This is a genomic window from Polaribacter sp. OB-PA-B3 (assembly GCF_054589375.1).
In genome coordinates this window covers 22,652-48,755 of sequence record NZ_BAAIIX010000008.1, presented here as the reverse complement: position 1 = coordinate 48,755, position 26,104 = coordinate 22,652, and the positions used below count along the sequence as shown (strand labels likewise).

The 26,104-nt window shown below is 29.2% G+C and carries 28 protein-coding genes; 15 read left to right on the top strand and 13 right to left on the bottom strand.

The features are described 5' to 3' along the window. Nucleotides 1–42 precede the first annotated feature (42 nt). Genes hutH through hutG form a run of 4 tightly spaced genes read left to right on the top strand, consistent with a single transcriptional unit; the run spans nucleotide 43 to nucleotide 5,748 of the window. The gene (hutH, locus tag ACYPV9_RS13390) at nucleotides 43–1,539 is read left to right on the top strand and encodes a histidine ammonia-lyase (protein ID WP_459744512.1); all 1,497 of its coding nucleotides are present in this window, start codon (nucleotides 43–45) and stop codon (nucleotides 1,537–1,539) included. A 2-nt stretch (nucleotides 1,540–1,541) separates the two neighbouring features. Further along, nucleotides 1,542–3,539, top strand: a complete 1,998-nt coding sequence (locus tag ACYPV9_RS13385) for a urocanate hydratase (protein ID WP_459744509.1) — start codon at nucleotides 1,542–1,544, stop codon at nucleotides 3,537–3,539. Beyond that, nucleotides 3,539–4,780 (top strand): imidazolonepropionase, encoded by a 1,242-nt coding sequence (hutI, locus tag ACYPV9_RS13380; protein WP_459744507.1) that lies wholly within the window; start codon nucleotides 3,539–3,541, stop codon nucleotides 4,778–4,780. The genes ACYPV9_RS13385 and hutI overlap by 1 nt, the downstream gene beginning before the upstream one ends. Before the next feature lie 2 nt (nucleotides 4,781–4,782). After that, nucleotides 4,783–5,748: a formimidoylglutamase gene (gene hutG / locus ACYPV9_RS13375; RefSeq protein WP_459744505.1), complete on the top strand. Its 966-nt coding sequence runs from the start codon at nucleotides 4,783–4,785 to the stop codon at nucleotides 5,746–5,748. Between the two features lie 52 nt (nucleotides 5,749–5,800). Here hutG and ACYPV9_RS13370 read toward each other — a convergent pair whose 3' ends face one another. Genes ACYPV9_RS13370 through ACYPV9_RS13340 form a run of 7 tightly spaced genes read right to left on the bottom strand, consistent with a single transcriptional unit; the run spans nucleotide 5,801 to nucleotide 11,922 of the window. Next, nucleotides 5,801–6,676, bottom strand: coding sequence for a pseudouridine synthase (locus ACYPV9_RS13370; protein WP_459744503.1), 876 nt, complete (start codon nucleotides 6,674–6,676; stop codon nucleotides 5,801–5,803). A 38-nt stretch (nucleotides 6,677–6,714) separates the two neighbouring features. After that, nucleotides 6,715–7,632 carry a geranylgeranylglycerol-phosphate geranylgeranyltransferase gene (locus ACYPV9_RS13365; protein WP_459744501.1) on the bottom strand — a complete coding sequence of 306 codons (918 nt, stop codon included), beginning with the start codon at nucleotides 7,630–7,632 and terminating at the stop codon, nucleotides 6,715–6,717. Between the two features lie 8 nt (nucleotides 7,633–7,640). After that, nucleotides 7,641–8,567, bottom strand: coding sequence for a mevalonate kinase family protein (locus tag ACYPV9_RS13360; protein ID WP_299065603.1), 927 nt, complete (start codon nucleotides 8,565–8,567; stop codon nucleotides 7,641–7,643). Between the two features lie 53 nt (nucleotides 8,568–8,620). Beyond that, complete coding sequence (locus tag ACYPV9_RS13355) at nucleotides 8,621–9,016, bottom strand: toxin-antitoxin system YwqK family antitoxin (protein WP_299065600.1); 396 nt, start codon at nucleotides 9,014–9,016, stop codon at nucleotides 8,621–8,623. Between the two features lie 15 nt (nucleotides 9,017–9,031). Continuing rightward, the gene (locus ACYPV9_RS13350; protein ID WP_459744496.1) at nucleotides 9,032–10,111 is read right to left on the bottom strand and encodes a diphosphomevalonate decarboxylase; all 1,080 of its coding nucleotides are present in this window, start codon (nucleotides 10,109–10,111) and stop codon (nucleotides 9,032–9,034) included. 34 nt (nucleotides 10,112–10,145) lie between these two features. After that, nucleotides 10,146–10,862, bottom strand: coding sequence for a LytR/AlgR family response regulator transcription factor (locus ACYPV9_RS13345; RefSeq protein WP_459744494.1), 717 nt, complete (start codon nucleotides 10,860–10,862; stop codon nucleotides 10,146–10,148). 1 nt (nucleotide 10,863) lies between these two features. Then, nucleotides 10,864–11,922: a sensor histidine kinase gene (locus ACYPV9_RS13340; protein WP_299065595.1), complete on the bottom strand. Its 1,059-nt coding sequence runs from the start codon at nucleotides 11,920–11,922 to the stop codon at nucleotides 10,864–10,866. Nucleotides 11,923–12,145: 223 nt separating this feature from the next. Here ACYPV9_RS13340 and ACYPV9_RS13335 point away from each other — a divergent pair, with 223 nt between their 5' ends. From ACYPV9_RS13335 to ACYPV9_RS13325, 3 genes are all read left to right on the top strand, one after another. Beyond that, a complete protein-coding gene (locus ACYPV9_RS13335) occupies nucleotides 12,146–12,502 on the top strand; it encodes a MotA/TolQ/ExbB proton channel family protein (protein WP_459744489.1) in 357 nt (118 codons plus the stop codon). 68 nt (nucleotides 12,503–12,570) lie between these two features. Next, a complete protein-coding gene (locus tag ACYPV9_RS13330; protein WP_459744487.1) occupies nucleotides 12,571–13,176 on the top strand; it encodes a thiamine diphosphokinase in 606 nt (201 codons plus the stop codon). A 3-nt stretch (nucleotides 13,177–13,179) separates the two neighbouring features. After that, the gene (locus tag ACYPV9_RS13325; protein ID WP_299065589.1) at nucleotides 13,180–13,413 is read left to right on the top strand and encodes a hypothetical protein; all 234 of its coding nucleotides are present in this window, start codon (nucleotides 13,180–13,182) and stop codon (nucleotides 13,411–13,413) included. Here ACYPV9_RS13325 and ACYPV9_RS13320 read toward each other — a convergent pair. From ACYPV9_RS13320 to ACYPV9_RS13310, 3 genes are read right to left on the bottom strand one after another with little or no spacing between them, the layout of a single operon-like run. Further along, the gene (locus ACYPV9_RS13320; RefSeq protein WP_299065587.1) at nucleotides 13,410–14,273 is read right to left on the bottom strand and encodes a phosphatase PAP2 family protein; all 864 of its coding nucleotides are present in this window, start codon (nucleotides 14,271–14,273) and stop codon (nucleotides 13,410–13,412) included. The two genes, ACYPV9_RS13325 and ACYPV9_RS13320, sit on opposite strands and share 4 nt — an antisense overlap. 31 nt (nucleotides 14,274–14,304) lie before the next feature. Continuing rightward, entirely contained in the window at nucleotides 14,305–15,075 is a 771-nt protein-coding gene (locus ACYPV9_RS13315) for an alpha/beta fold hydrolase (protein ID WP_299065585.1), read from the bottom strand. Nucleotides 15,076–15,100: 25 nt separating this feature from the next. Continuing rightward, entirely contained in the window at nucleotides 15,101–15,814 is a 714-nt protein-coding gene (locus tag ACYPV9_RS13310) for a pyridoxine 5'-phosphate synthase (protein ID WP_299065584.1), read from the bottom strand. Nucleotides 15,815–15,874: 60 nt separating this feature from the next. Between ACYPV9_RS13310 and ACYPV9_RS13305 the strand changes: the two genes are divergently transcribed. The 8 genes from ACYPV9_RS13305 (at nucleotide 15,875) to murI (ending at nucleotide 23,839) form a co-directional block, all read left to right on the top strand. After that, complete coding sequence (locus ACYPV9_RS13305; protein WP_459744482.1) at nucleotides 15,875–16,534, top strand: CBS domain-containing protein; 660 nt, start codon at nucleotides 15,875–15,877, stop codon at nucleotides 16,532–16,534. Nucleotides 16,535–16,589: 55 nt separating this feature from the next. Further along, the gene (locus tag ACYPV9_RS13300; protein ID WP_299065580.1) at nucleotides 16,590–17,489 is read left to right on the top strand and encodes an NAD kinase; all 900 of its coding nucleotides are present in this window, start codon (nucleotides 16,590–16,592) and stop codon (nucleotides 17,487–17,489) included. A gap of 106 nt (nucleotides 17,490–17,595) precedes the next feature. Further along, a complete protein-coding gene (gene porG, locus ACYPV9_RS13295; RefSeq protein WP_299065578.1) occupies nucleotides 17,596–18,273 on the top strand; it encodes a type IX secretion system protein PorG in 678 nt (225 codons plus the stop codon). 4 nt (nucleotides 18,274–18,277) lie between these two features. Further along, nucleotides 18,278–19,021, top strand: a complete 744-nt coding sequence (locus ACYPV9_RS13290) for an isoprenyl transferase (protein ID WP_299065576.1) — start codon at nucleotides 18,278–18,280, stop codon at nucleotides 19,019–19,021. A gap of 7 nt (nucleotides 19,022–19,028) precedes the next feature. Further along, the gene (bamA, locus tag ACYPV9_RS13285) at nucleotides 19,029–21,584 is read left to right on the top strand and encodes an outer membrane protein assembly factor BamA (RefSeq protein ID WP_459744478.1); all 2,556 of its coding nucleotides are present in this window, start codon (nucleotides 19,029–19,031) and stop codon (nucleotides 21,582–21,584) included. A gap of 63 nt (nucleotides 21,585–21,647) precedes the next feature. Next, nucleotides 21,648–22,439 carry an OmpH/Skp family outer membrane protein gene (locus ACYPV9_RS13280; protein ID WP_299065571.1) on the top strand — a complete coding sequence of 264 codons (792 nt, stop codon included), beginning with the start codon at nucleotides 21,648–21,650 and terminating at the stop codon, nucleotides 22,437–22,439. A 13-nt stretch (nucleotides 22,440–22,452) separates the two neighbouring features. Continuing rightward, complete coding sequence (locus tag ACYPV9_RS13275) at nucleotides 22,453–22,986, top strand: OmpH/Skp family outer membrane protein (protein WP_299065569.1); 534 nt, start codon at nucleotides 22,453–22,455, stop codon at nucleotides 22,984–22,986. A gap of 64 nt (nucleotides 22,987–23,050) precedes the next feature. Further along, a complete protein-coding gene (gene murI, locus ACYPV9_RS13270) occupies nucleotides 23,051–23,839 on the top strand; it encodes a glutamate racemase (RefSeq protein ID WP_459744471.1) in 789 nt (262 codons plus the stop codon). Here the strand turns inward: murI and ACYPV9_RS13265 are convergent. From ACYPV9_RS13265 to ACYPV9_RS13255, 3 genes are all read right to left on the bottom strand, one after another. After that, on the bottom strand, nucleotides 23,836–24,825 hold the full coding sequence (locus tag ACYPV9_RS13265; protein WP_459744469.1) for a PorP/SprF family type IX secretion system membrane protein: 990 nt from the start codon (nucleotides 24,823–24,825) through the stop codon (nucleotides 23,836–23,838). The genes murI and ACYPV9_RS13265 overlap by 4 nt on opposite strands. Nucleotides 24,826–24,953: 128 nt before the next feature. Next, nucleotides 24,954–25,652 carry a sulfite exporter TauE/SafE family protein gene (locus ACYPV9_RS13260; RefSeq protein ID WP_459744467.1) on the bottom strand — a complete coding sequence of 233 codons (699 nt, stop codon included), beginning with the start codon at nucleotides 25,650–25,652 and terminating at the stop codon, nucleotides 24,954–24,956. Further along, nucleotides 25,652–26,098: a FixH family protein gene (locus ACYPV9_RS13255; protein ID WP_459744464.1), complete on the bottom strand. Its 447-nt coding sequence runs from the start codon at nucleotides 26,096–26,098 to the stop codon at nucleotides 25,652–25,654. The genes ACYPV9_RS13260 and ACYPV9_RS13255 overlap by 1 nt, the downstream gene beginning before the upstream one ends. Nucleotides 26,099–26,104 lie beyond the last annotated feature (6 nt).

Genomic DNA, 26,104 nt, shown 5'->3' with positions numbered 1-26,104 from the left:
AAGTAATTATAACTTTGTTAAGACTCAATTTATATAGAAATAATGTTTAAATACGGTATAGATCAACTTACACTTCATAAAGTACAAGAAATAGCTAATGGTAATTTAAAAGCTAGTATTAATGATGAAGCCAAAGAAAAAATAATTTCTTGCAGAAAGAAAGTAGAAATAATTACCAAAAACGATAAGGTAGTTTATGGTATAAACACTGGCTTCGGACCTTTGTGTGATGTACAAATTTCACCAGAAGAAACAAATCAACTTCAAAAAAACTTATTAATTACACATGCAGTTGGTGTAGGCAACAATATAGATAAACAATTATCTAAACTAATGATGATCTGTAAAGTACATGCACTTTGCCAAGGTTTTTCTGGTGTTAGACTAGAATTAATAGAACGCATTATCTACTTTATAGAGAATGATTTACTACCAACGGTTCCAGAACAAGGTTCTGTTGGTGCCTCTGGAGATTTAGCACCACTTTCTCATTTATTTTTGCCTTTAATTGGTGAAGGTGATTTTTGGGTTAAAAATGAAATTTTATCAGCTAAAGAAGTTTTAAAAAAGCATAATTTAAAACCTTTAGAATTGCAAGCAAAAGAAGGTTTGGGTTTAATAAACGGAACACAATTTATATTAGCACACACAATTACTGGCCTCCTAAAAATGGAATACTTATTAGATTTAGCAGATATTTCTGGAGCTATGAGTATTGAGGGCTACAAAGGAAGTTCTTCGCCATTTAGAGAAGAACTACATAGAATTAGGCCTTTTGAAGGAAGTATTAAAGTTGCAGAAAGAATGAGAAACCTTTTTAAAGATTCTCAAAACATTACTTCTCATGAAAACTGCGAACGTGTGCAAGACCCTTATTCTATGCGTTGCATTCCACAAGTTCATGGTGCATCTAGAAATGCATTTTATCATTTATTAGAACTAGCAGAAATAGAAATGAATTCTGTTACAGACAACCCAATTGTTTTAAGTGATACTGAGGCAATTTCTGGAGGTAATTTTCACGGACAACCATTAGCAATGGCCTTAGATTATTGTTCTATTGCAGCTTCAGAATTAGGAAATATTGCAGACAGACGTTGTTATTTGTTACTAGAAGGAAAATATGGTTTACCAAGATTATTAACAAAAAGTGGTGGTTTAAATTCTGGTTTTATGATTCCGCAATACACCACAGCAGCTTTAGTTACAGAAAATAAATCTTTGTGTTTTCCTCCTTCAGCAGATAGTATTCCTACTTCTTTAGGACAAGAAGATCATGTTTCTATGGGAAGTATTTCTGGTAGACAATTCAATCAAATTCTAGGGAATTTAGAAAAAATATTAGCCATAGAATTAATGTATGCTGCACAAGCGTTAGAATTTAGAAGACCCAATACTTTTTCTGAAATCATAGAAAAAAATCATTCGATAATTAGAGAAAAGGTTGATAAATTAGAAGATGACAGGCTTTTAAAGGATGATATCAACAATATGATTCAATTGGTAAAAACTAAAAAATTAATTGTAAAATATAATTAATCATGACATTTAAAGAACAAATTCTAGAAGGAATTCCAAAAATATTACCTCCCAAAAAAGAATATCCAAAAGATGCTAATAGAGCACCTAAAAGAAAAGATATTCTATCTATTGAAGAAAAACAATTAGCAATAAAAAATGCTTTACGATATTTTCCAAAAGAATGGCATCAAGAATTAGCAATAGAATTTGCTAATGAATTGAAAGAATTTGGTAGAATTTACATGTATCGTTTTAAACCAAATTATAAAATATTTGCAAGAGCAATTACAGAATATCCTGCAGAAACACAGCAAGCTGCAGCAATTATGTTAATGATTCAAAATAATTTGAATCCTGATGTTGCACAACATCCAGAAGAACTAATTACCTACGGAGGAAATGGTGCAGTTTTTCAAAATTGGGCACAATATCTTTTGGTGATGCAGTATTTGGCAATTATGACAGAAGAACAAACATTGCATTTATATTCTGGGCATCCTATGGGTTTATTTCCTTCTTCTAAAAATGCGCCAAGAGTTGTGGTAACTAACGGAATGATGATTCCTAATTACTCAAAACCTAACGATTGGGAAAAAATGAATGCTTTAGGCGTAACGCAATATGGCCAAATGACAGCTGGTTCATTTATGTATATTGGCCCACAAGGAATTGTACATGGAACTACAATAACTGTAATGAATGCTTTTAGAAAAATTTTACATAAAGATGAAAATCCGAATGGAAAAATATTTTTAACAGCAGGTTTAGGTGGCATGAGTGGCGCACAACCAAAAGCAGGAAATATTGCTGGTTGTATTACTATTTGCGCAGAAGTAAATAGAAAAGCTGCTACAAAAAGACATCAACAAGGTTGGGTAGATGTTTTAATTGATGACATTGATGTTTTAGTACAAAGAACATTAGAAGCAAAAGAAAATAACGAAGTTGTTTCTATTGCATTTATTGGGAATGTTATTGATGTTTGGGAAAAATTTGACGAAGAAAACATTTTTATTCATATTGGCTCAGATCAAACATCGCTTCATATTCCTTGGACAGGTGGTTATTACCCAGCAGATTTATCTTACGAAGCATCTAATATACTAATTAGAGAAAATCCTGAACTTTTTAAAGAAAAAGTACAAGCATCTTTAAGAAGACATGCAAAAGCTATCAATAATCATACTAAAAAAGGCACTTATTTCTTCGATTACGGAAATGCTTTTTTATTAGAATCTTCTAGAGCTGGTGCAGATGTTATGGCAAAAAATAATATCGATTTTAAATATCCATCTTATGTACAAGATATTTTAGGACCTATGTGTTTCGACTATGGTTTTGGTCCTTTTAGATGGGTTTGTGCCTCAGGAAATTCTGAAGATTTAGATAAAACTGATGAAATTGCAGCAACCATTTTGCAAGAGTTAATGGAAAATTCTCCAGAAGAAATAAAATTGCAAATGCAAGACAACATTACTTGGATACAAAATGCAAAATCTAATAAAATGGTGGTTGGTTCGCAAGCAAGAATATTATATGCAGATGCACAAGGACGAATAAAAATTGCAGAAGCATTTAATAATGCCATTGCTAAAGGAGAAATTGGCGCCGTTATTTTAGGAAGAGATCATCATGATGTTAGTGGAACAGATTCTCCTTTTAGAGAAACTTCTAATATTTACGATGGAAGTAAATTTACAGCAGACATGGCAATTCATAATGTAATTGGAGACAGTTTTAGAGGGGCAACTTGGGTTTCTATTCATAACGGTGGTGGCGTTGGCTGGGGAGAAGTTATTAATGGTGGTTTTGGAATGTTATTAGACGGAACAAAAGAAGCCGAAGTAAAATTAAAAAACATGCTTTTCTATGATGTTAATAACGGAATCGCTAGAAGAAGTTGGGCTAGAAATGATGAAGCAATTTTTGCAATTAAAAGAGAAATGGAAAGAACACCAAATCTAAAAATTACTTTACCTAATTTAGTAGAAGAAAACCTATTAAAAAACTTGTTTTAATGAATGTACTTTTTAAAAATATAAAAGAATTAATTCAGGTTAGAGAAACTTCTACAAACTTTCTTTCAGGAAAAGAAATGAGCATTTTGCCAACTATTAAAAATGCTTTTTTGTTAGTTGAAAATGGGATAATTTCTGACTATGGAATTATGGAAAACTGTCCTGAAATTGACATTAAGACAATTGACGCAAAAGGAAAAATGATTTTACCTTCTTGGTGCGACTCTCACACACATTTAGTATTTGCTGGTAATAGAGAAGATGAATTTGTAGATAGAATTAATGGATTGTCTTATGCTGAAATTGCTAAAAATGGCGGTGGAATTTTACATTCAGCTAAGAGATTACAACAAACTTCTGAAGAAGATTTGTACAACCAAAGTAAAATTCGCTTAGAAGAAATTATTCAATTAGGTACTGGTGCTGTAGAAATTAAATCTGGTTATGGTTTATCAAAAAACGCAGAACTAAAAATGTTACGTGTTATAAAAAAACTAAAACAAAATCATTCTATAGAAATAAAAGCTACTTTTTTAGGTGCTCATGCTGTTCCATTGGAATTTAAAGACAATAAAAGCGGCTATTTACAAATGCTTATTGATGATATTCTACCAACAATAGAAAAAGAAAACTTAGCAGATTTTATAGATATTTTCTGTGAAACAGGTTATTTTTCTGTGGATGATACCAAGCAAATTTTAAAAGCAGGTAAAAAACATGGTTTAGTTGGCAAAATTCATGTGAATCAGTTTACTGCAATTGGAGGTATTAAAGCCGGAATTGATAACAGTGTTTTATCTGTAGACCATTTAGAAGAAATGAGAACAGAAGATATTGAAGTTTTAAAAAACACCAAAACAATGCCAGTTGCTTTACCTAGTTGTTCCTTTTTTTTAAGCATTCCTTATACACCTGCTAGAAAAATGATAAAAGCAGGTTTACCTTTAGCTTTAGCCACAGACTACAATCCTGGTTCTACACCTTCTGGAAACATGAACTTTGTAGTTTCTACAGCTTGTATAAAAATGAAAATGACACCCGAAGAAGCTATAAATGCAGCTACAATTAACGGAGCTTATGCAATGAATTTATTAGAAAAGGTTGGATCTATTACTAAAGGAAAACTTGCTAACTTAATTTTAACTAAAGAAATAAATTCATACAATTTCATACCTTATTCTTTTGGAAACCATTGTATTGAAAAAGTTTATTTAAAAGGAATAGAAATTAAAAAAGCATAAAAATGGAATTTTTTAAAGATTTAAAAGTTACTTATAAAGCAGGTGATGTAAATAATTATTCTGGTAGAAAAACTCCTCTCAAAAATCAATATTGGTATCAAAATATAAAAATTGATTCATTAGAGAATATAGTTTATGAAGATGAAAAAAGATTTGGAATTATTGGATATGCCTGCGATGAAGGTGTTAGAAGAAATTTTGGCAGAATTGGTACAAAACATGGTCCTGAAAGCATTCGAAAAGCTTTAGGTAAACTCCCGATTCATTACACTAATAAAACAACAACAGATTATGGTGATTTAATATGTGTTGAAAATAATCTAGAAGATTGCCAAGAGGCTTTTTCAAAATCGATAACAGAATTAATTACAAACGGAATTTTACCAATTGGCATTGGTGGTGGTCATGATATTGCTTATGCGAATTTTAACGGAATTAATAACGCAATCAAATCATCAGAAAATAATAAAATAGGTATTATTAATTTTGATGCTCATTTTGATTTAAGAAAAGTAAAAACACAACCAAATTCCGGAACTCCTTTTAATCAAATTTTATCTAAAAATGATAACGCATTTTATTTCGCTATTGGCATTCAACAACAATCAAATACAAAAGAATTATTTAAAATTGCAAAAGAACACAATGCAAAATTTGTTACCAATTTTGATTGTGAAACATTTACAAATCAGCTTAAAAACAAATTAAAAACATTTATACAAAACGTAGACTACCTTTATATTACAATAGATTTAGACGGATTCTCGTCTGCTTTTGCCCCTGGAGTAAGTGCGCCTTCTGCTTTTGGCTTTTCTCCTTTATTTGTATGTAATGTATTAGCTTATCTTTTAAAAACTAAAAAAATAATTTCTTGTGATATTGCAGAATTAAATCCTAAGTTCGATCAAGACAATACAACTGCAAAATTGGCCGCAAGATTGGTAGATTATATTATTTTAAAAGCATAAAAAAAGCCTTTTAGAATTCTAAAAGACTTTTTTATTATTTATAAGAATGAAATTACTTTAACATTTGAAGATTATTTACTTCTTGATTTGTTAAAGGTCTCCATCTTCCTCTTGGTAAGTTTTTCTTAGTTAACTCAGCAAAAATTACTCTATCTAATTTATTTACTTTGTAACCTACGTGTTCAAAAATCTTACGTACAATTCTGTTTCTACCAGAATGAATTTCGATTCCGATTTCAGATTTTGGCTGTCCTTCAACATAAGAAACAGCATCAATAAATACCTTTCTACCTTCTATAATTACCTCACCTCTTAGCTTTTCTAGATCTCTTAAATCTAATTTTCTATCTAAGGATGCGTGATATAATTTACGAACGTTGTGTTTTGGATGTGTTAATTTTTTTGCCAAATCACCATCATTGGTAAACAATAACAAACCTGTTGTATTTCTATCTAATCTACCTACCGGATATATTCTTTCTTTAGAAGCATTTGATACTAATTCCATTACTGTTTTTCTTCCTCTATCATCATCCATTGTTGTGATGTAGTTTTTTGGCTTGTTCAGTAAAATATATCTTTTTTGTTCAGGAGAAATTGAAGTTCCATCGAAACGAACAACATCGTCTGGCTGAACTTTATACCCCATTTCTGTAACTAACTTTCCATTTACCTCTACACTACCGTGCTCGATATATGTATCTGCTTCTCTTCTTGAGCAAATTCCGGAATTGGCAATGTATTTATTTAAACGGATTCCTGATGATTCATCAGATTTTGGAGTTTCTTTTACTTTAGAAAAAGATTTTTTAGTATTTTTTCTTCCTAACGGAGAACTTTTCTTGTTTGAAGTTCCACTTTTTCTACTTAAAGGTGTACTTTTTTTACCTTCTTGTCGTCCTCTCGACGAGTTTCTATTTAAATTCATTATAAAAATTTTTGCAAAGGTAGTTATATTATTGAATTCTAGTTCAATCTATTAATCACTTTATCTAAAAGAAGTGATGTATCGATAAAAATTAAACACAAAACGCCAATTAAAAGCAACAATTTTAAAATATTATGTAGCATTCTGTAGTGGTTTCTTGTTTGAGATTTCCAAAGTGAAAAACCTACAAAAAACAAAATAATTAATGCAAAATAAAAGTAGTATCGCATGTAACTTAAAGATGGGTAACTGAACAAAATACTAACTGGAACAATGGTTAAAGCAAGTAATACTATAGATGTTGTTTTAGTTTTTCGCTCTCCATAAACCACCGGAAATGTATTATAATTACTTACAATCGCTCCTTTCAAATTCTGCAAATCTTTAATAAGCTCTCTAACCATAACTACCAAAAACAGAAAACTAGCATGCACAAAAATTATGGGCGAAAAATTACCAAAATAAACAAAAACAGCAAAAAATGGTAAAACAGTTAAGATTGTAGCGGTTACAAATCCTAAAATAGGATTCATTTTTAATTTATGTGAGTAAAACCAAATAGCAAAAATATAAACAGCGAAAAAAAATGCTGCTCGCCATGAAATTAAAACACCAAATAAGAAACCTATAAAGTTTAATATAAAATACAACCTTAGTTTTGTAGACTGCTTTACAAAATTATCTAAACCAGCTTTAACAGGTCTGTTAATCTTATCTATTTTAGAGTCGTAAAAGTTATTAATTATGTACCCACCCGCAATTACAAATACAGATGCCAATACTAAAAATAGTAAATGCAAATCGAAAAGCACTTCTTTTAAAGACTTGGCTGGTGAAAAAATAAATATTGCGGCAAGATATTGTGCTACAATTAAAACTAAAATATTGTAACCTCTAACTGCAGAAAATAAACTAAAAAATTTAAGAATTGTTCTTTTTAATTTTGAAGTACTCATAAAGTTTTTTAAAATCTATAAACCAATTCTAGCTTATAATCTTTTAAACTTTTTTGAGCTTTTGCAAAATCTTCTGTAAAACCTAAAATATAACCACCTCCACCAGAACCACAAAGTTTAAGGTAATAATCGTTTGTAGAAATACCTTTTTCCCAAACTTTATGAAAAGCAGAAGGAATCATTGGTTTAAAATTCTTTAAAACAATTTTAGATAATGATTTTACATTACCAAACAAAGACTTTACGTTGCCTTGTAAAAAATCTTCTATACAAGCATCTGTAGTTGTAGAAAATTCTTCGCTAATCATTTTTCTAAAACCTTCGTTTTTCATCTTATTCATAAAGATGTTTACCATTGGTTCTGTTTCACCAATTTGCTCTGAGTCTAAAAGAAAAACTGCTCCTTTTCCTTCTTTTTGTGAAGGAATACCTGCAGGCTCTACATTGTCTTTAGAATTAATTAAAATTGGTAAACTTAAATAACTATTTAAAGGATCTAATCCAGAGCTTTTACCGTGAAAAAAAGATTCCATTAAAGAAAAAACTGATTTTAAATTTAACAATTTATCTCTTGTTAAATTTTCTAAAACAGTAATTTTATCAGATGCATACTTATCATAAATAGACGCTACTAAAGCACCCGAACTACCAACACCATATCCTTGCGGAATTGAAGAATCGAAATACATACCGTTTTCGATATCTTTTTTTAATTCTTCTAAATTAAAAGTAACTAAATCTGTTTTTAAGTTTGATAAATATGTGTAAAATTTTTGCAAATTACTATTAGAATCTAAAGCTTTACCAAAAAGATCTTTAGATGTTTTTAAAGCGCCTCTGTATGCGTTAAAAGGAATTGCAAGACCTTTAGAGTCTTTAATAATTCCGTACTCTCCAAAAAGTAAAATTTTAGCGTAAAATAATGGCCCTTTCATAATTGTAATTATTGCGTTACAAAAATACGAATTTATTTGTAAACAAATTCTTATTAATTATTCTTGTAAAAAGTTTTCCAAACGCCTACTTTTTCGCCTTTAAAATACTTTCCTTTTTTCTTTATTTTCCCTTTTTTATCATAGGTTTTCCACATTCCGGTTTTCAATCCGTTTTGATAAACACCCGTTATCTTAACTTCACCAGTGCTATAAAACTCAACATATTTACCATCTTGCTTACCTTTAACAAAATAAGACTCTTTGGCTTTTTTACCAGAAATATAATAGTCTATAATTAACTGCTTTTGGGTTTTATCTTTTACTGAAACCCTATAATAAACAGCATTTTCTCTAGTTGTTACATTTCCGTTTGCATCAAACCAAATTTTATCTTGCGCTAAAATTGTAAATGATAAAAAGAAAAAAAACACTATTAAGACAATCTTCATAATTTAAAAATAAAGTTACTTTTTTACTGCTCCTAAACCTACAGTATCATAAATATACTGCTTTTTCTGACAGTAGTTTGCCAAATCTTCTTCTATAAATTTATTTACAGCGTCTTTCTCGTTCTCTGGATACAAAACATGAACATTTGCTCCGGCATCTAAAGTAAAACAAATATTGCTTTCATTTTCTGCTCTATACTTCCAAATTTTATTAATAATTTCTAAAGTATTTGGCTTCATTAAAATAAAATAAGGATTGCTTGTTAACATCATAGCATGCAGTGTTAAAGCCTCACTTTCTACTAAATTTACAAAAGCCTTCAAATCGCCATTTTGTAAAATTTCAGAAATTTTCCCTAGATTTTCATTCGCTTGTAAAAATCTATTTTCTGCATACGGATGATTGTGCATCAAGTTATGGCCAACCGTACTAGAAACTACTTTTTCACCCTTGTCTACTAATAAAATAGCATCTTGATAATTTTTAAAAACAGGATGAACTCCATACGGAAATTGAACTCCGAATAAATCTGAACTTCCTTCAATTTCAGGATGCTCTCCCCAAACAACTAAAGGACCTTCTACACTTCTACTTGCGCTTCCAGAGCCTAAACGTGCTAAAAAAGAAGCTTTTTTATTTATAAATTCTTGAGTTAAATCTGGATTTAACTCTTTCTCTAAACTCATTAAACACATTGCAATTGCACTCAAACCACTTGCCGAAGATGCGATTCCGCTAGAATGAGGAAAAGAGTTTTCTGAATTAATAATCATTTTATAATCAAAAATATACGGACAATACGTTGCTACTCTATTAAAAAACGCAGCAATTTTTGGTTTAAATTCTTCCTTTTCTTTTCCTTCAAAAAATAAATCAAAATTAGCTTCTTTAGATGTTTCTGATTTTAAAAACTCTATTGTAGTAATTGTATGACAGTTATTTAAAGTAAAACTTATCGATGCATTTTTAGGTATTTGCGGGTTGCTTTTCCCCCAATATTTTACCAATGCAATATTACTTGGTGTTTGCCACGTAAAAGTTGCTTTTTCTATTTTTTCTGAAAGTATTTCTGGAATAAATTGTGCTGTATTCAAAAGTCTAAAATTTGCATCAAAGATAAAACTATTTCTATGAAATTTCTGCCAACTTTTTAAGTACATTTTCTTTGTAAGTTCTACTAATAGGAATCGCATTTTTACCAATCTCTACAAATTCGTTTGTATAAGAAGTTGCTTTTTTAAGATTTACAATAAAAGATCTATGAATTCTAAGAAAGTTTTTAGCAGGTAATTTCGTTTCAATATTACTAATTGTTTCTCTCGTTGTAATTACCTTATCTTTTAAATGAAGTTTAATATAATCAGACAAACTTTCTACATAGAGTAGTTCATCAAAATTAATTTTTAGCATTTTCCTATCAGATCTCACAAAAATAAAATCATTCTTTACAAGATTTTCTTCGGATGAAATTTCTAAAGAAACTTTAGAGTTTTGATGAAATAATTTATTAATCGCTTGTAAAAAACGGTCAAACGAAATTGGTTTTAACAAGTAATCTACCGCTTGTAAATCGAAACCATCCACAGCGTATTCTCTATAAGCAGTTGTAAAAATAATTTTAGATTTTTGGTTGATAGATTTTGCTAAAGACAACCCAGAAATGTCTGGCATATTTATATCTAAAAAGAAAATATCTATATTTTGAGTATTAGAAACCTCAAAAGCTTCCATTGCATTCTTACAAGTTGCTATCAATTCTAAACTAGGTATTTTAGCTACATAAGAAGTCAAAATATCTCTTGCAACAGGTTCATCATCAACAATAACACAAGTAATTTTTTTCATATTAATTATTTTGAAAATCTTCTAATTGAATTTTTAAACTTACACTAAAAGTTGCTTCTTTATCTTGAATTTTAAGCTGATGTTTATCTGGATACAGCATTTGTAATCTTTTTCTAATATTTTCGATACCAATACCAACATTTGAATTAACATCATTTTTTGATGAATTTTGAACTGTAAACACCAATTCCTTATCAGTTACACTTAGCTTGATATCAATTTCTAAAAATCCATCTCTTATTTTACCATGTTTAAAACTATTTTCTGCAAAAGGAATTAATAACATTGGCGAAATCTCTATATTTTCTGTTAAAATTTCCTTCTGAAAATTTACTTTTAAAGAATCGTGAAAACGCATTTTCTCTAGAGAAATATAATCTTCTAAATGATTAATTTCTTGCTGTAAGTTAACTTTAGGTTTTTCTATTTGGTATAAAATATAATCTAATAGGTTCGATAATTTTAAAATCATTTCTGGCGCTTCATCTCCTTTTTGCAACGCAAAACCATAAATGGTATTTAAAGAATTAAATAAAAAATGTGGATGAATTTGCATTTTTAAAAACTTCAATTCTTGTTCTTTTAGTTCCAGTTGGGTTTGTAAAAATTTATTTTTTAAATCTTCTGTCTTTTTTTGATCTAAATAGTTAAATAACATTAATCCTATCACAATTGAAAACAAAACAACCATATAAACTCCAAAAACTATAAACGGTAAGCCTTTAGTTAAAGGAATTACAGTTATGCTATCAGACTTATCTAAAAAAATAAAACCAAATAAAATTGATAAAATTATAGCACAATTAGAAATTATAAACGTATAAATACTGTAAAGAAAAAATAAAAAATATTTCTTTTTTTGAAGATAAACAGGAAACAAATAATACAGAAACAAATAACTTGTAACAATTGTACTTGGCATTAAATACCATGAAAATGAATTTACATAATTTACATTTAAGCTACCATAACCTAAAAAATAAGTGTAAAAAAAATAAACACCAACCCAAAAAATAATATGGCAAAAAGCGGTAAATAATAATTTAATATATGAATTCATCCTTTTAAATAATTTACCAATATCATATATTTTTTAAAAACTCAGAAGTTTTTGAGGCAAAATACCATAAAACGAACCTTTTCTACCAAATTAAGTTATTTTTGTTAAAAACCCTTATTATTTGGTTGTTTACTATTTTTAAATAATCAAACGTCGTTTTTTAAAAATTTGAACGTCTATTTAAAATACATTTGATTCAAATTAATTACTAAAACAACTTATTATGAAATTATTACCAATGAATTTACTAAATGATGGCGGACCATTATTTATGTACACAATTTTAATCACCTTAATTATTTGTGTTCTATTAACAATAATAGTATTAATTAAAGGCGATAAAAACGATAAAGGTCTAAAATTGATTAAGTCTATAAGTTTGTTTGCTTTAGTTTGGGGCTTTTTAGGTTTTATGATCGGCGTAATAGGCGCAATAAATGATATCTCTATGGCAAAAAGAATTTCTCATCAGGTTTTAGCTGGTGGATTAAAAATTGCTTTACTTTCTCCTGCTTTTGGTTCTTTAACTTTTTTAATTGCACGTTTAGGCATTATCGGTATAATACTAAAACAAAAATAATCGACTTCTTTTTTTTATTGAAGTTCTAACCCATTTCATTTGATAAGAAATGGGTATTTTTGCATTATATGAAAACCAAAAAAGTTTTTTTATTATTGAATGGTGAAAAGCCAAAAGAACTGCCAAATCTATCTAATTACGATATTATTTGTGCAACCGATGGCGCGTATCAATATTTAAAAGAAAAAAACATTACACCTCATTTTGTTTCTGGCGATTTTGATTCTTTAGAGAATTTACCAACAAAAATTGAAGTTATAAAAACACCAGATCAAGATTTTACAGATTTTGATAAAATTCTACAAATCTTATCAGATAAAGGTGTTTTAAAAATTGATGTTTTTGGAGCTAGTGGAAAAGAACAAGATCATTTTTTAGGAAATTTACACACCACAATTCAATGGAAAGAAAAGTTAAATCTTACTTTTTATGATAATCATGGTCGTTATTTTCTAGCAGATAAAAAAACAATTTTAACGAATTGCAAAGACAAAACAATTTCTTTAATACCTTTTCCTGAGGCAAAAGAAATCTCAACCAAAGGTTTACAATACCCTTTAAATAAGGAAGATTTAATTTTTGGTAAAAGAATTGGCACTCGCAATAAAGCAATAGACAACAGCATAGAGATAAGTTTTAAAAACGGAAACTTATTTATTTTTATAAATTCTTAGACCATGAGTAGAAAAATAAAATTATTATGGGATTTTAGAGGTGAAGACGCTAAAGAAACTGCCAAACACCACACAATACACTTAAAAGAATTTGCAGAATTAGAAAAATTAAGTTTTCACGAAATTGACATTATAGAGCAGAATCCAATGCTTTGTGCCGCTTTTATAACTGTTGATGAAGCGGATATGAAAATTTACAGAGATGCTTTAAAACCACATAGAGGAGAAATTGCCTAAAAACTCATAGTTACACCAAAACTTTGTGGTGTAGCTTGTATATTCCAAACTACCTTTTTCTTGAATCTTTGGTCGTTATATTTTTGATCGTACTTTGTATCTAAAAATCTATCGATTGCCTCAACAATAAAAATACTTATTGCTGTAGAAAATGCAACATCAGAAATCCAATGAAAACGATCTATAATTCTTGCAATTCCGGGTATAGAACCAATGGTATACAAGCCTGCCTTTATCCACGGACTCTCAAAATGTTTAGCAATTGCATAGGCATTTGTAAAACCCAACATGGTGTGTCCAGAAGGAAAAGAATCATAATTAAAAACTCTATCAATATGAAAAGGATCAAAAGAACTTTTACCAACATCTATTCTTGGTCTTGCTCTACCTATAATTCGCTTAGAAACTTGTTGTAACAAACCAGAAGCTGCCGCAGACGAAATTAATAAAACACCTGTTCTTCTTAGCTTGGGGCTTTCTGTAAACAAACCAGTTAAATATACCGCACCGGTTAACATAAAATTGTTATTTGGACTACCAATATCATTACCGTAATTTGTTAACCATCTTGGTACATCGTTACGCCAACCATTTGCCCAATTATCTACATTATCATCTATAACATATAAAGCTGCAGTTCCTGCTGCTACATATCCTAAATTTGCAAAATCTTTCTTTTTCCAATGTAAAGGTCTGGTGTAAGCGTACCCCATTCCGCCAGCCATATTACCCAAATCATAGGTAAATTTTTGCCAAAAATCTCTATCACTATCTTTTCTTAAATTCAAATTAATAGAATCTTTCTGACCGTAAGAAAGTCCGAAACTAAGAAGAAATAAAAATACTATCAGTTTTTTCATGTATACTTTTATTGATACAACTTTTTGTAATTTAATTTAAAAATGCACATACCTCGTTGTAAAATTGCTTCGGGTTTTCTGCGTGTAGCCAATGTCCTGAATTTTGTATAATTACAATTTTAGAATCGGGAAAATGCGCTTCTATAATAGCCTCTTCATCTTCTGTAATATAATTCGATTTTTCACCTTTTAGAAATAAGGTCTCTTTATCGTAAACAGTAAATGGAGGCAATGCTGCACCAACTTCTGGATTGTTTTCTGTTAGCGATTCTAGATTAAATCTAAAAGCCAATTTACCTTTTTCTATCCAATACACATTTTTTAGTAAAAATTGACGAACACCTAGATCTGGCACTAAATTAGCCAACTTCTTATCAACCTTACCTCTAGAATTTTCTGTGGTGAAATCTATCGAATTTAAACCAGCTAAAATAGCATTATGATGCGGTTGGTATTGTCTTGGTGAAATATCGACAACAATTAATTTTTTAACTAAATTTGGGTAAGTCACAGCAAATTGCATTACTGTTTTACCTCCCATAGAATGCCCTAATAAATATACTTCTTGTAAATTATGATGTAAAATATAGCGATGTAAATCTTCTACTAAAACCTCGTAATTAAACTCATCTTCATGAAAACTTCTACCATGATTTCTTTGATCTATCAAATGTACTTCAAAATCTTCAGAAAACTGGTTCCCTAAAGTTTTCCAATTATCCGACATACCAAAGTATCCATGTAAAATTAATAAAGGAAATCCTTCTCCTTTTACTGTTGCATGTAATATTTCTTTAGACATTTTAAGTTTTATTTTTAAATGAAAACTATTTCAATTTGTGCAAATACATATTTACAACATTCTCTAAACCTAAGTACAAACTCTCTGCAATAAGTGCATGTCCTATAGAAACTTCGGCTAAATTTGGAATATTTTCTTTAAAAAACTTTATGTTATCTAAACTTAAATCATGACCTGCGTTTATACCCAAACCTAAATCATGTGCTACAACTGCTGCATTGGTGTAGGGCTTAACTGCTTCTCTGTTTCCTAAATCGTATTGTGTTGCAAATTCTTCTGTATACAATTCTATTCTATCAGTACCCGTTTTTGCTGCGGCTTCAATAAGTTTTAAATCTGTATCAATAAAAATAGAAGTTCTAATTCCGTTTTGTTGAAACTCTTTAATAACTTCCTGCAAATAAGATTGATGCTTCACAGTATCCCAACCAGCATTAGACGTAATTGCGTCTATTGCATCTGGTACAAGTGTAACTTGAGTTGGTTTTGTTTCTAATACCAAATCTATAAAAGATTGAATCGGATTTCCTTCGATATTGTACTCTGTTTTTACCACAGAAACCAAATCTCTAGCATCTTGATATTTGATATGTCTTTCATCTGGTCTTGGATGTATTGTAATACCTTGGCCACCAAAACTTTCAATATCAGCTGCAACTTTTAGTAAATTTGGCACATTTCCACCACGAGAATTTCTTAAAGTTGCTATTTTATTAATATTAACACTTAACTTTGTCATCGTCTTAAATTAGACTACAAAGATAAATTATTAAATCATTTTATCCTATATTCGTAAAGCATGAATATTACAGACTATATACTAAATGAAATTAAGCCGTTAAGCTTAAAAAGTAGTGTGAAAGCTGCACAAAAATTATTCGATAATTTTCCGATAACGCATTTTGCTGTTACAGAAAACAATAAAATTTTAGGTTGTTTTGCTCAAGATGACATTCAAACCATAGAAAATAAATCTGATGAATTAGTAGGTTATACACATTTACTAAATTCTTTTTTTGCTGATGAAAAAGCAACAGTTTTAGAACTTTTAAAGATTTTTGCTGATAATGATACAACTATAATTCCTGTACTTAATAAAGAAAAAGAATATATTGGTTATTACGATTTATGTGATGTATTAGACGTTTTTTCTACAAGCCCTTTTATGATAGAAGACAGTGAAACTTTAATTATCGAAAAAAACGAAAATGATTATTCGATGAGCGAAGTATCGCAAATTGTAGAATCTAATGGTGGTAAATTACTTGGTTTATATGTTTCAGAAAAAAATCAAGGTAATGTGCAAATAACTTTAAAGATAAAAGCAGAAGACATCAATGAAGTTATGCACACTTTTAGACGTTATGACTATAAAATAATTTCTACACATGAAAACGATATTTATTTAGAAGATTTAAAAAATAGATCTGATTATTTACAGAAATATTTAGAAATGTAATTCTTAAGGAAACATTGAAAACACACAATTTTAAAGTATTAAATATTTTACAAGTTTGAAAAAAGTAGCAGTTTACGGCCAATCATATTCTATATCAGCAGAAAAAGAAATTCAAATTCTTTTAAAAATTTTAGAAGAAAATAATATCGAGTGCTTTATTGAAGAAAAGTTTTACAACTTGCTTGTAGAAGGAACTATTCTTGATAATAAATACAAAACATTTTCTCATTTTAGAGATTTAGACAATTCTTTCGATATAATGTTTACACTCGGTGGAGACGGCACAATTTTAAGAGCTGTAACTTATATTCGAGATTTAGATATTCCGCTTTTAGGAATTAATACTGGTAGATTAGGTTTTTTGGCAACCATCAATAAAAACACCATTAACGAAAGCGTAGAATTAATTTTAAAAAAAGAATACACAACTCAAGAAAGAACTCTTTTGAGTGTGAAAACATCACCAGAAACAAAAGAGTTTTCTGAGCTTAATTTTGCTTTAAATGAAGTTACTATTGCAAGAAAAAACACTACTTCTATGATTGGTGTAACCACTAATCTAAACAACGAATATTTAACAAATTACTGGGCAGACGGCTTAATAATAGCAACACCTACTGGTTCTACTGGCTATTCTTTAAGTTGTAATGGGCCTGTGATTTCTCCGGATTCTAAAAACTTAGTAATTACACCTATTGCACCACATAATTTAAATGCAAGATCGATGGTTATTTCAGACCAAACGTCTATACAATTAGAAGTAGACTCAAGGGAAAAAGATTTTTTAATTTCATTAGATTCTAGAATTACAACAGTCTCAGAAAGCACAAAAGTTTTTATTGAGAAAGCTCCGTTTACTATAAAAAGTATTATACCAAATAATCAATCTTTTTTACAAACCCTTAGAAGTAAATTACTTTGGGGTGAAGATACTAGAAACGCAACAAATCTTTAATGCATTAACCACAATAAAACCTTAAAAAAAAGGTTATTCAAAAAAGACTGAGTATTAACTTTATAAAGCAAATTGAAATTCCTATATTTGCTCGCTATTTTTTAGAATGAAAAACAGTATTTTATTTATCGTATTTGTTAGCCTAACTACAATTATGTTTGGGCAAGTGTATGAAATTGGTGTTTCTTTAGGAGGCACAAATTATGTTGGTGATGTTGGTAGAACCAATTACATATACCCAAATCAATTAGCTGGTAACGCTTTTTTTAAATATAATTACAATCCAAGAATTGCTTTTAAAGGTACACTTTCTTATTTACCAATCAAAGGAAATGATAAGAATGCCGATACAGATTTTAGAAGAAATAGAGGATTAAATTTTACAAATACAATAAATGAAATTGCTTTGGGTATGGAGTTTAATTTTTATGAATATGATATTTCATCAGAAGATAAAACTTGGACACCCTACATTCTAATTGAACTTGCAGTATTTAATTACTCTTATATTAGAGAACAAACTACTGCAGGTGAAGATATTTTTGATAAAAAAACATCTTTTGCATTACCAATAGGTTTGGGTTTTAAATCTAAATTAAGTGGTAATTTTGCATTTTCTATAGAAAGTAAATTTAGATATACTTTTGAAGATGATTTAGATTATCTAACAGAAGATAATTTAAATTACAATATAGAAGGAAATAGTAACGATTGGTATATGTTTACCGGAGTATCTTTAATTTATACTTTTGGAAGACCCGCTTGTTACACCCAAGGATTTTAAAAATATGGATAAAAAACTACGTATCGATTTACAAAGAGTTCCTAAACATGTTGCCATAATTATGGATGGTAATGGCCGTTGGGCAAAAGGTAAAGGAATGAATAGAATTTTTGGTCATAGAAATGCACTAAACGCCGTAAGAGATTCTGTTGAAGCTGCAGCAGAAATTAATATAGAAGCAATTACTTTATATGCTTTTTCTACAGAAAACTGGAACAGACCTAAATTAGAAGTAGACTCCTTAATGACTTTATTGGTTAATTCTCTAAAAAAGGAATTACCTACTTTTATGAAAAACGGAGTTAAAGTTAATGCCATTGGGTTAATATCAAGCTTACCAAAAAAAGCACAAAAAGCTCTAAAAGAGGTGTTTGAAGAAACAAAAAACAATTCTAGAATCGTATTAACTTTGGCTTTAAGTTATGGTTCTAGAGAAGAAATTGTTAATACAATTAAAAATATATCTAAAAAAGTTGTTAATAAAGAACTTAATTTAGAAGAAATAGATGAAAATACTATAAATAATCATTTATATACATTTAATTTGCCGGACGTTGATTTAATGATAAGAACTAGTGGAGAACAACGCATTAGTAACTTCTTATTATGGCAGTTGGCATATGCCGAATTATATTTTACAAATGTACTTTGGCCAGATTTTAGAAAAGAGCATTTTTATGATGCAATTATAGATTACCAGAATAGAGAACGAAGATTTGGAAAAACAAGCGAACAAATTACAGAATAAATTTTTTATGAAATTATTTTCTGCAGCAATAGTGTTTACAGCACTATTTTCTACTTACAGCGCAAATGCTCAAGTTAAAAAAGATAGTATATCTATAATTAAAAAAGATACTGTACCAACAAAAAATATATCTTTTGTTAAAGGTCAAGAATATATTTTAGGTGGTATTTCTGTAACTGGACTTCAAAAATTTAGCGAAGAAACAGTTAGAGTTTTTACAGGATTAAGGTATGGTCAAACTATAAAATTACCTGGTGATAAACTTACCAGTGCAATAAAAAAACTTTACGAAAGTGACCAGTTTAGCGATGTAGATGTCTATTTAGCAAAAATAGATGGTAATACAGTATATCTACAATTAGATGTACAAGAACTACCTCAACTAAATCAAGTTAAAATAAACGGAATTAAGAAGTCTAAAGCCAAAGAACTTTTAAAAGAAACCGAATTAAAACTTGGTAAAATGGTAACAGACAACTTATTGGTTACCTCTAAAAACTATTTCAGAAAAAAATATACCGATAAAGGATTCTTAAAAACCAAGGTTTCTTTAGATGTTCAAAAAGACACAACAGATATTAATATTGTAAACATGTCTGTGTTTATCGATAAAGGAAAAAAAATTAAAATTAAAGATATTAACTTTAATGGCAATAACGCTATTTCTAATAAGAAGTTAAGAGGTGCAATGAAAAACACCAAAGAGAAATTTTTTGGTCGTTTCTGGAAAGGGTCTAAATACATCGAAGAAGACTATCAAGAAGATTTAGAAAGTATACTAGATTTATACAGTAGACAAGGTTATAGAGATGCTCGTATTTTAAAAGAAGGTATTTCTTGGAATGATGATAATACAATAGATATTAATATCGATTTAGAAGAAGGTAGACAATATCGTTTTGCAGAAATATTATTTGTTGGTAACAAAGAATATACAGATGAGCAATTACAGCAAGTATTAAGAATTGAAAAAGGAGACATTTATAACGGTGCTGTTTTAAAAGAACGTGTTAGCGGAGACGGAAGCCCTACTTCTTTTGACATTTCTTCGGAATACCAAAACAACGGTTATTTATTCTCTCAAATTAATGCTGTAGAAACGAAAGTAGAAAACGATTCTATTACAGTAGAAATTAGAATTAGAGAAGACGAAAAAGCTAGAATTAAAAAAGTTACAGTTTCTGGTAATGATAAAACAAACGATCATGTAATATTTAGAGAGTTACGTGTAAAACCGGGAGATTTATTTAGTAGAAGAGAAATTATTAGATCTATTAGAGAAATCGGTCAGTTAGGATTTTTTGATCAGAATGTAACGCCAGATGTAAATCCAAATTACGGAGATAAAACTACAGACATCAACTTTAACGTAATCGAAAAAGGAGGAAGTCAAATAGAGTTACAAGGTGGTTATGGTGGTGGTTCTTTTATAGGAACATTAGGTTTATCTTTTAACAATTTTTCTATAAAAAACATTTTTAATAAAGAAGCCTACAAACCATTACCAACAGGTGACGGACAAAAACTTTCTTTAAGATTACAATCTAGTAGAACTTACAACACGTATAGTTTTTCTTTTACAGAACCTTGGTTTGGTGGTAAAACTCCTAAGTCTTTATCATTTTCTATTTATCAATCAAATCAGTTTCAATTAAACCCACAAACATTTGATGTAGATAGAAGTAGAAAACTAGGTATTACAGGTGCTTCTATTGGTTTAGGACAACGTTTAAAATGGCCAGATGATTTCTTTCAGTTATCACAAACAATTTCTTACCAAAGTTTTCAATTAAAAAATTATGGTTTTAGAGTTGGAGACAATGTTTTAGACAATGGTACATTAAATAACTTGTCTTATAATATTAATTTAACAAGAAATTCTTCTGGACCAAGTTTAATTTTCCCAACTTATGGTTCTGAATTTTCTTTCGGAATTAAAGCGACATTACCTTATTCTTTATTTACAGATAAAGATTACAACGAGCCAGATAATTTAACAGCAGAACAACAAAACGATTTTTTAGCAGATAAATATAAGTGGTTAGAATACTATAAATTAAACGCTAAAGGTAAATGGTATACTTCTTTTACAGATAAATTAGTGTTAATGACAAATGCTGAAATGGGATTCTTAGGGTTTTATAGTGATAAACTAGGTCAAACACCATTTGAACGTTATTTTGTTGGTGGAGATGGTATTGCTCAATTTCAATTAGACGGTAGAGAAACTGTAGGTTTAAGAGGATATGAAAACAACAGATTATCTTCAATTTCTGGAGGAACCATCTATAATAAATTCCAATTAGAATTAAGATATTCTATTACAGATTCACCATCTGCTTCAATTTATACACTAGGATTTTTGGAAGCTGGTAATTCTTATGACAATTTTAGAACATTTAATCCGTTTAACGTAAAAAGATCAGCTGGTTTAGGTGTAAGAATTTTTATGCCTGCATTTGGTTTATTAGGTATCGATTTTGCTCACGGGTTCGATCCGTTACCTGGTCAAATAGAAAAATCTGGTTGGCAAACACATTTTATTATCGGAAGACAATTCTAAGAAAACTGTACATTTGTTAAGACTAAAGTTTTTTTGGCATGGTTTTTTCTAAATACTAAACGAATGAAAAAAATATTTTTATTTACAGTTCTTTTATTTACAGTTAGTATTTCTTTCGCTCAAAGAAATCAAATTATTGCCTATATAGATATGGAATACATTCTAGAAAATGTTCCTGAATATCTAGAAGCACAAAATACTTTAGATGAAAAAGTAGTTAAGTGGAGACAAAAATTAGATAAAGAAGCAAGGTTTATAGAAGTACTAAAAACCGATTTAGCAAATGAAAAAGCTATTCTTACTAAAGATCTTATAGAAGAAAAAGAAGAAGAAATAGCTTTAAAGCAAGACGAATTAAGAAGGTTAGAATCTTTGTACTTTGGTCCTAAAGGCGATATGTTTTTATTAAGAAAACAATTGGTAAAACCAATACAAGACCAAGTTTACAATGCAATACAAAGTATTTCTGCCAGAAAAAAATACGATTTTGTTTTTGATAAATCTAGTGAATTAGTAATGCTATATTCAAATAAAAAATACGATATTAGCGACCTCGTTTTAGCAACTATTGATAGAACTAGATTAGTAGATCAAAAAAATGCTAAAAAGAAACAAGCAAGTGCGCCAAAAGAGTTAACAGATAAACAAAAAACCGCAATAGCAAAAAAAGAAGCTGTAATTGCAAAAAAACTATCTGATAAAGAAGCTAAGCAAAAATTAGCAGAAGAGCGTAGACAAGCACTGTTAAAGAAAAGAGACGAAAAAAGAGAGTTGCTTAGAAAAAAGAAAGAAGCGCTTAAAAAGAAAAAAGAAGACGCAAAGAAAGAGCAAGAAAAACAAGAGAATAATAATTAAATTAAAAACAAGAATGAAAAATTTTAAAACATTACTATTAATTGCTGTATTTACTTTAGGAGTAGCTGGTGTTGCGAATGCACAAAAAATAGGTCATGTAGATTACCAAAGAGTTATAGATAATATGCCAGAAACAAGAGCATTATCTACTACTTTAGAAAAATTAGGTAAATCGTACCAAAATGAGATCGAAGGTTTAAAGAAAAAATTAGAAGCTAAAGTACAAAAATATACTGCTGAACAAGCAACTCAAACTGAAGCAACTAATAAGCAAAGAGCACAAGAAGTACAAGTAGATAAGGCAAGATTTGACCAAGCACAACAAGCTGCTTACCAAGAAATGCAAAAGAAACAAGCAGATGGTTTAAAACCAATTGTAGAAAAAGCAGAAAAGGCTATTGAATCTGCAGCTGCTTCTAAAGGAATTTTATATGTTCTTGATGCTAAAAGTTTAATCGTTAAAAAAGGAGAAGATTTATACAGTACTGTTAAAGCTAAATTAGGTTTATTAAAAGATTTACCAAAGCCACAACAAGCAAGACAATAATTTCTACTTTTTAAATTATATAAGAAACCTACTTTTTTAAGTAGGTTTTTTTATTTTTACACATATGATATCTAATAACAATCCTATAGGTTTTTTTGATTCTGGTGTTGGTGGTACATCAATATTAAAAGAAGTAATAACGCTTTTACCTTCTGAAAATACAATCTATCTTTCGGATAGTAAAAATGCTCCTTACGGACAAAAGAGCAAAGATGAAATTATAGCATTATGTATTAAAAATACCGAATTTTTATTAGCTAAAAAATGTAAAATAATCGTGGTTGCTTGTAATACTGCAACAACAAATGCCATAGATTTTTTAAGAGAAAAATATGCAATTCCTTTTATAGGAATAGAACCAGCTATAAAACCCGCAGCTCTTGTTACAAAAACAAAAATTATTGGAATTTTAGCAACAAAAGGAACGCTAAACAGTTCTCTATTCGAAAAAACATCTAATAGTATATCAAAAGATATTACCATTAAAGAAACCATCGGTAAAGGACTAGTAGAACTAATTGAAGCGGGAAAATTAAATTCAGAGGAAATAAATCAATTACTTCTGCAATACTTAAAACCTATGATTGAAAGTGATATCGATTCTTTAGTTCTTGGTTGTACGCATTATCCATATTTAATACCTCAAATTAGAAAAATTGTAGGTTCTAAAATTAAAATTATCGATTCTGGTGAAGCTGTAGCTAGACAAACAAAGGCTATATTAGAAAAAAATGGATTAATTAAAAAAGATTCAAAAAACGGATCTCATATAATTTACATTAATAAAGATAAAACCGCTTTAAAAAATTTAATTACTAACAAAAGTATAAATGTAATAGAAAAAGACTTTTAAAAACTACCGTAACTTGCATTAATATTAGGGCAAGCTGCACCTCTTGGTTCTCTTGTCCATAAATTAAAACCTAAAGAAATTTGATGAAACCCATTCTCTGCAAATAAAACATCATTTAATTGTTTAGTATGTGTGTAAGAAAACATTAGGTTCTTATAATTTACACCAATTAAAGGCGAAATGTAAGATGAATTATCTTCGCTATTAGCATCAAAATTTCTTCTATAAGAAATTGCTGCCCAAAACTGTGTATTCTTAAAAGTTTTGTAAGCCTTAAAGTTTAAATCTGCTATTCTCTCTTTAGTACTTTCTCTTATTTGAAGCATTAAAGATGGCTCAAATTGAACAAATCTTTCTTGTCCGAAGTAATAACCAACAGATAATAGATAATTTCTTAAATCTAATGGTTCTTGAACATTCAAGTTGTTTTTTGCTGTTAAAAAAAGGTTTTTAACTGTAAAATAAGATGATAAACCTCCTCTGTGATAAGCCAAACTAAAATCGGCATTGTAGTAACTTGTACTTTCTATAATTTGACTAACAACACCTGGTCTATCTCCAGAAAACGTTCTTTGATCGGATTGGTTTTGCACAAAAGAAAAAGCCAACCCGAAAGACAATTGCTGAAACATTTTACTTGTACTCATTGGTAAATGATAAGCATAAGCACCTTGTAAACCTTGTTGAGAATGAAATCCGTTTTTGTCATTAAACAAAACTAAACCATAACCAGCATTTGACTCTTCACCAAACTTAGTATGAAAACTTACCGTTTGTAATGCAGGTGCATTGGGTACACCAATCCATTGTTGTCTTGCTGTTAACCTTAATTTACTAGAATTACCAATACCTGCAGCAGATGGGTGGACCAAAAAAACATTGTCGGATAAGTAATCTGTATAAATTGGTAGCGTTTCTTGTGCTTGATTCTTTATTGAAAATAAAACAATAAATAAAAGGTAAATTTTTAAACTTGTAAATTTCATTAAAGCAATAACTTTTTTAAGGAAATCAAATATATTATAAAAAAATTTAAGAATTCTTTGTTCTGATAAGATTTAACAAAGTTAATAATGAAAATTAAATGTATTTAATAAAAAATATGCAAAGTTTATTAACGACAACTGGTATTATTAGAAACAATGTCTAAAATTGGTTTTGGTGATACATACGGTATTCCTAAGCCCAAACCTCTAACAATAAATAATAAACCTATAAAAACAACAACATATGGTATAGCTTTCTGAATCGATTTTTTTAGACCTCCTTTTGCAAAATTCCCTAAGAAAACCACTGAAGTCATTAACGGAATAGTACCCAAACCAAAAAGAAACATATACAAACTACCTTCCAAAGCATTTCTAGTTGCCAAAGCACCAAATAACGCCATATAAACTAATCCGCAAGGTAAAAATCCGTTAAGAAAACCTATGGTGAAAAAAGTATCGTTTCTTTTCTTTTTTAGTTCTTTACCTAAAGTATTTTTTAAATTGAAAAATATACCGCTCACTTTATTTGAAAAGTTAATTTTATGAAAAATTCTTGGAAAAAGTATGAATAGAATCATTAAGACACCAACTATAATAGATATTTGCTGTTGAAATCCGAAGAAATAAAAACCTTTACCTAAAAGGCCAAACAATAACCCAATAAATGCATATGTTAACAGCCTACCTAAATGATATATCATAACTTGTAGGAAACCCTTGGTTTTATGTTGCCTATCTATTGGTAACATAAATGCTATTGGTCCGCACATACCAATGCAATGAAAACTACCTAATAAACCAAAAATTAGTGCAGATATTAACATTAATATTCTATTTCTTGTTTCACTAAATATTCTTTATCATTATATTCGAATGCAACACTAATGTTCCATCGACCACCTAACAAACGTTTCTCAGGCACGAGCAAATATGAATTAGAAATCGAAATAGGAATTTCGAAATCTAATTGTTTATTAGATGGTCTGTATAGGAACACTTTTCCGTGTATCTTTTTAGAGTTAAATATTACAGGAAATATTATTTTTAAATCATTGTTAACTTTTAAAATCTTAACGTTTTCTTTTAAATTATTTGCATTTTGTGTTGCATTAATTTCATTTTGAAAACCTAGTTCTTTTTGGTAATATTTTTCTGTAACCAAATCATGGCTGTAAGAATTATTAGTACTCATAGTGATTACGAAGTACAAAATAAATCCCATAAATGCTACAATAGCAAGTACAATGCCTGTTCCCCAATTAAATTTCATAATTTA

What these genes read in the sequence shown, in the direction of transcription:
- hutH (WP_459744512.1), top strand. Translation starts at nt 43, where the DNA reads ATGTTTAAATACGGTATAGATCAACTTACACTTCATAAAGTACAAGAA.
- ACYPV9_RS13385 (WP_459744509.1), top strand. Translation starts at nt 1,542, where the DNA reads ATGACATTTAAAGAACAAATTCTAGAAGGAATTCCAAAAATATTACCT.
- hutI (WP_459744507.1), top strand. Translation starts at nt 3,539, where the DNA reads ATGAATGTACTTTTTAAAAATATAAAAGAATTAATTCAGGTTAGAGAA.
- hutG (WP_459744505.1), top strand. Translation starts at nt 4,783, where the DNA reads ATGGAATTTTTTAAAGATTTAAAAGTTACTTATAAAGCAGGTGATGTA.
- ACYPV9_RS13370 (WP_459744503.1), bottom strand. Translation starts at nt 6,676, where the DNA reads ATGAATTTAAATAGAAACTCGTCGAGAGGACGACAAGAAGGTAAAAAA.
- ACYPV9_RS13365 (WP_459744501.1), bottom strand. Translation starts at nt 7,632, where the DNA reads ATGAGTACTTCAAAATTAAAAAGAACAATTCTTAAATTTTTTAGTTTA.
- ACYPV9_RS13360 (WP_299065603.1), bottom strand. Translation starts at nt 8,567, where the DNA reads ATGAAAGGGCCATTATTTTACGCTAAAATTTTACTTTTTGGAGAGTAC.
- ACYPV9_RS13355 (WP_299065600.1), bottom strand. Translation starts at nt 9,016, where the DNA reads ATGAAGATTGTCTTAATAGTGTTTTTTTTCTTTTTATCATTTACAATT.
- ACYPV9_RS13345 (WP_459744494.1), bottom strand. Translation starts at nt 10,862, where the DNA reads ATGAAAAAAATTACTTGTGTTATTGTTGATGATGAACCTGTTGCAAGA.
- ACYPV9_RS13340 (WP_299065595.1), bottom strand. Translation starts at nt 11,922, where the DNA reads ATGAATTCATATATTAAATTATTATTTACCGCTTTTTGCCATATTATT.
- ACYPV9_RS13335 (WP_459744489.1), top strand. Translation starts at nt 12,146, where the DNA reads ATGAAATTATTACCAATGAATTTACTAAATGATGGCGGACCATTATTT.
- ACYPV9_RS13330 (WP_459744487.1), top strand. Translation starts at nt 12,571, where the DNA reads ATGAAAACCAAAAAAGTTTTTTTATTATTGAATGGTGAAAAGCCAAAA.
- ACYPV9_RS13325 (WP_299065589.1), top strand. Translation starts at nt 13,180, where the DNA reads ATGAGTAGAAAAATAAAATTATTATGGGATTTTAGAGGTGAAGACGCT.
- ACYPV9_RS13320 (WP_299065587.1), bottom strand. Translation starts at nt 14,273, where the DNA reads ATGAAAAAACTGATAGTATTTTTATTTCTTCTTAGTTTCGGACTTTCT.
- ACYPV9_RS13315 (WP_299065585.1), bottom strand. Translation starts at nt 15,075, where the DNA reads ATGTCTAAAGAAATATTACATGCAACAGTAAAAGGAGAAGGATTTCCT.
- ACYPV9_RS13310 (WP_299065584.1), bottom strand. Translation starts at nt 15,814, where the DNA reads ATGACAAAGTTAAGTGTTAATATTAATAAAATAGCAACTTTAAGAAAT.
- ACYPV9_RS13305 (WP_459744482.1), top strand. Translation starts at nt 15,875, where the DNA reads ATGAATATTACAGACTATATACTAAATGAAATTAAGCCGTTAAGCTTA.
- porG (WP_299065578.1), top strand. Translation starts at nt 17,596, where the DNA reads ATGAAAAACAGTATTTTATTTATCGTATTTGTTAGCCTAACTACAATT.
- ACYPV9_RS13290 (WP_299065576.1), top strand. Translation starts at nt 18,278, where the DNA reads ATGGATAAAAAACTACGTATCGATTTACAAAGAGTTCCTAAACATGTT.
- bamA (WP_459744478.1), top strand. Translation starts at nt 19,029, where the DNA reads ATGAAATTATTTTCTGCAGCAATAGTGTTTACAGCACTATTTTCTACT.
- ACYPV9_RS13280 (WP_299065571.1), top strand. Translation starts at nt 21,648, where the DNA reads ATGAAAAAAATATTTTTATTTACAGTTCTTTTATTTACAGTTAGTATT.
- ACYPV9_RS13275 (WP_299065569.1), top strand. Translation starts at nt 22,453, where the DNA reads ATGAAAAATTTTAAAACATTACTATTAATTGCTGTATTTACTTTAGGA.
- murI (WP_459744471.1), top strand. Translation starts at nt 23,051, where the DNA reads ATGATATCTAATAACAATCCTATAGGTTTTTTTGATTCTGGTGTTGGT.
- ACYPV9_RS13265 (WP_459744469.1), bottom strand. Translation starts at nt 24,825, where the DNA reads ATGAAATTTACAAGTTTAAAAATTTACCTTTTATTTATTGTTTTATTT.
- ACYPV9_RS13260 (WP_459744467.1), bottom strand. Translation starts at nt 25,652, where the DNA reads ATGTTAATATCTGCACTAATTTTTGGTTTATTAGGTAGTTTTCATTGC.
- ACYPV9_RS13255 (WP_459744464.1), bottom strand. Translation starts at nt 26,098, where the DNA reads ATGAAATTTAATTGGGGAACAGGCATTGTACTTGCTATTGTAGCATTT.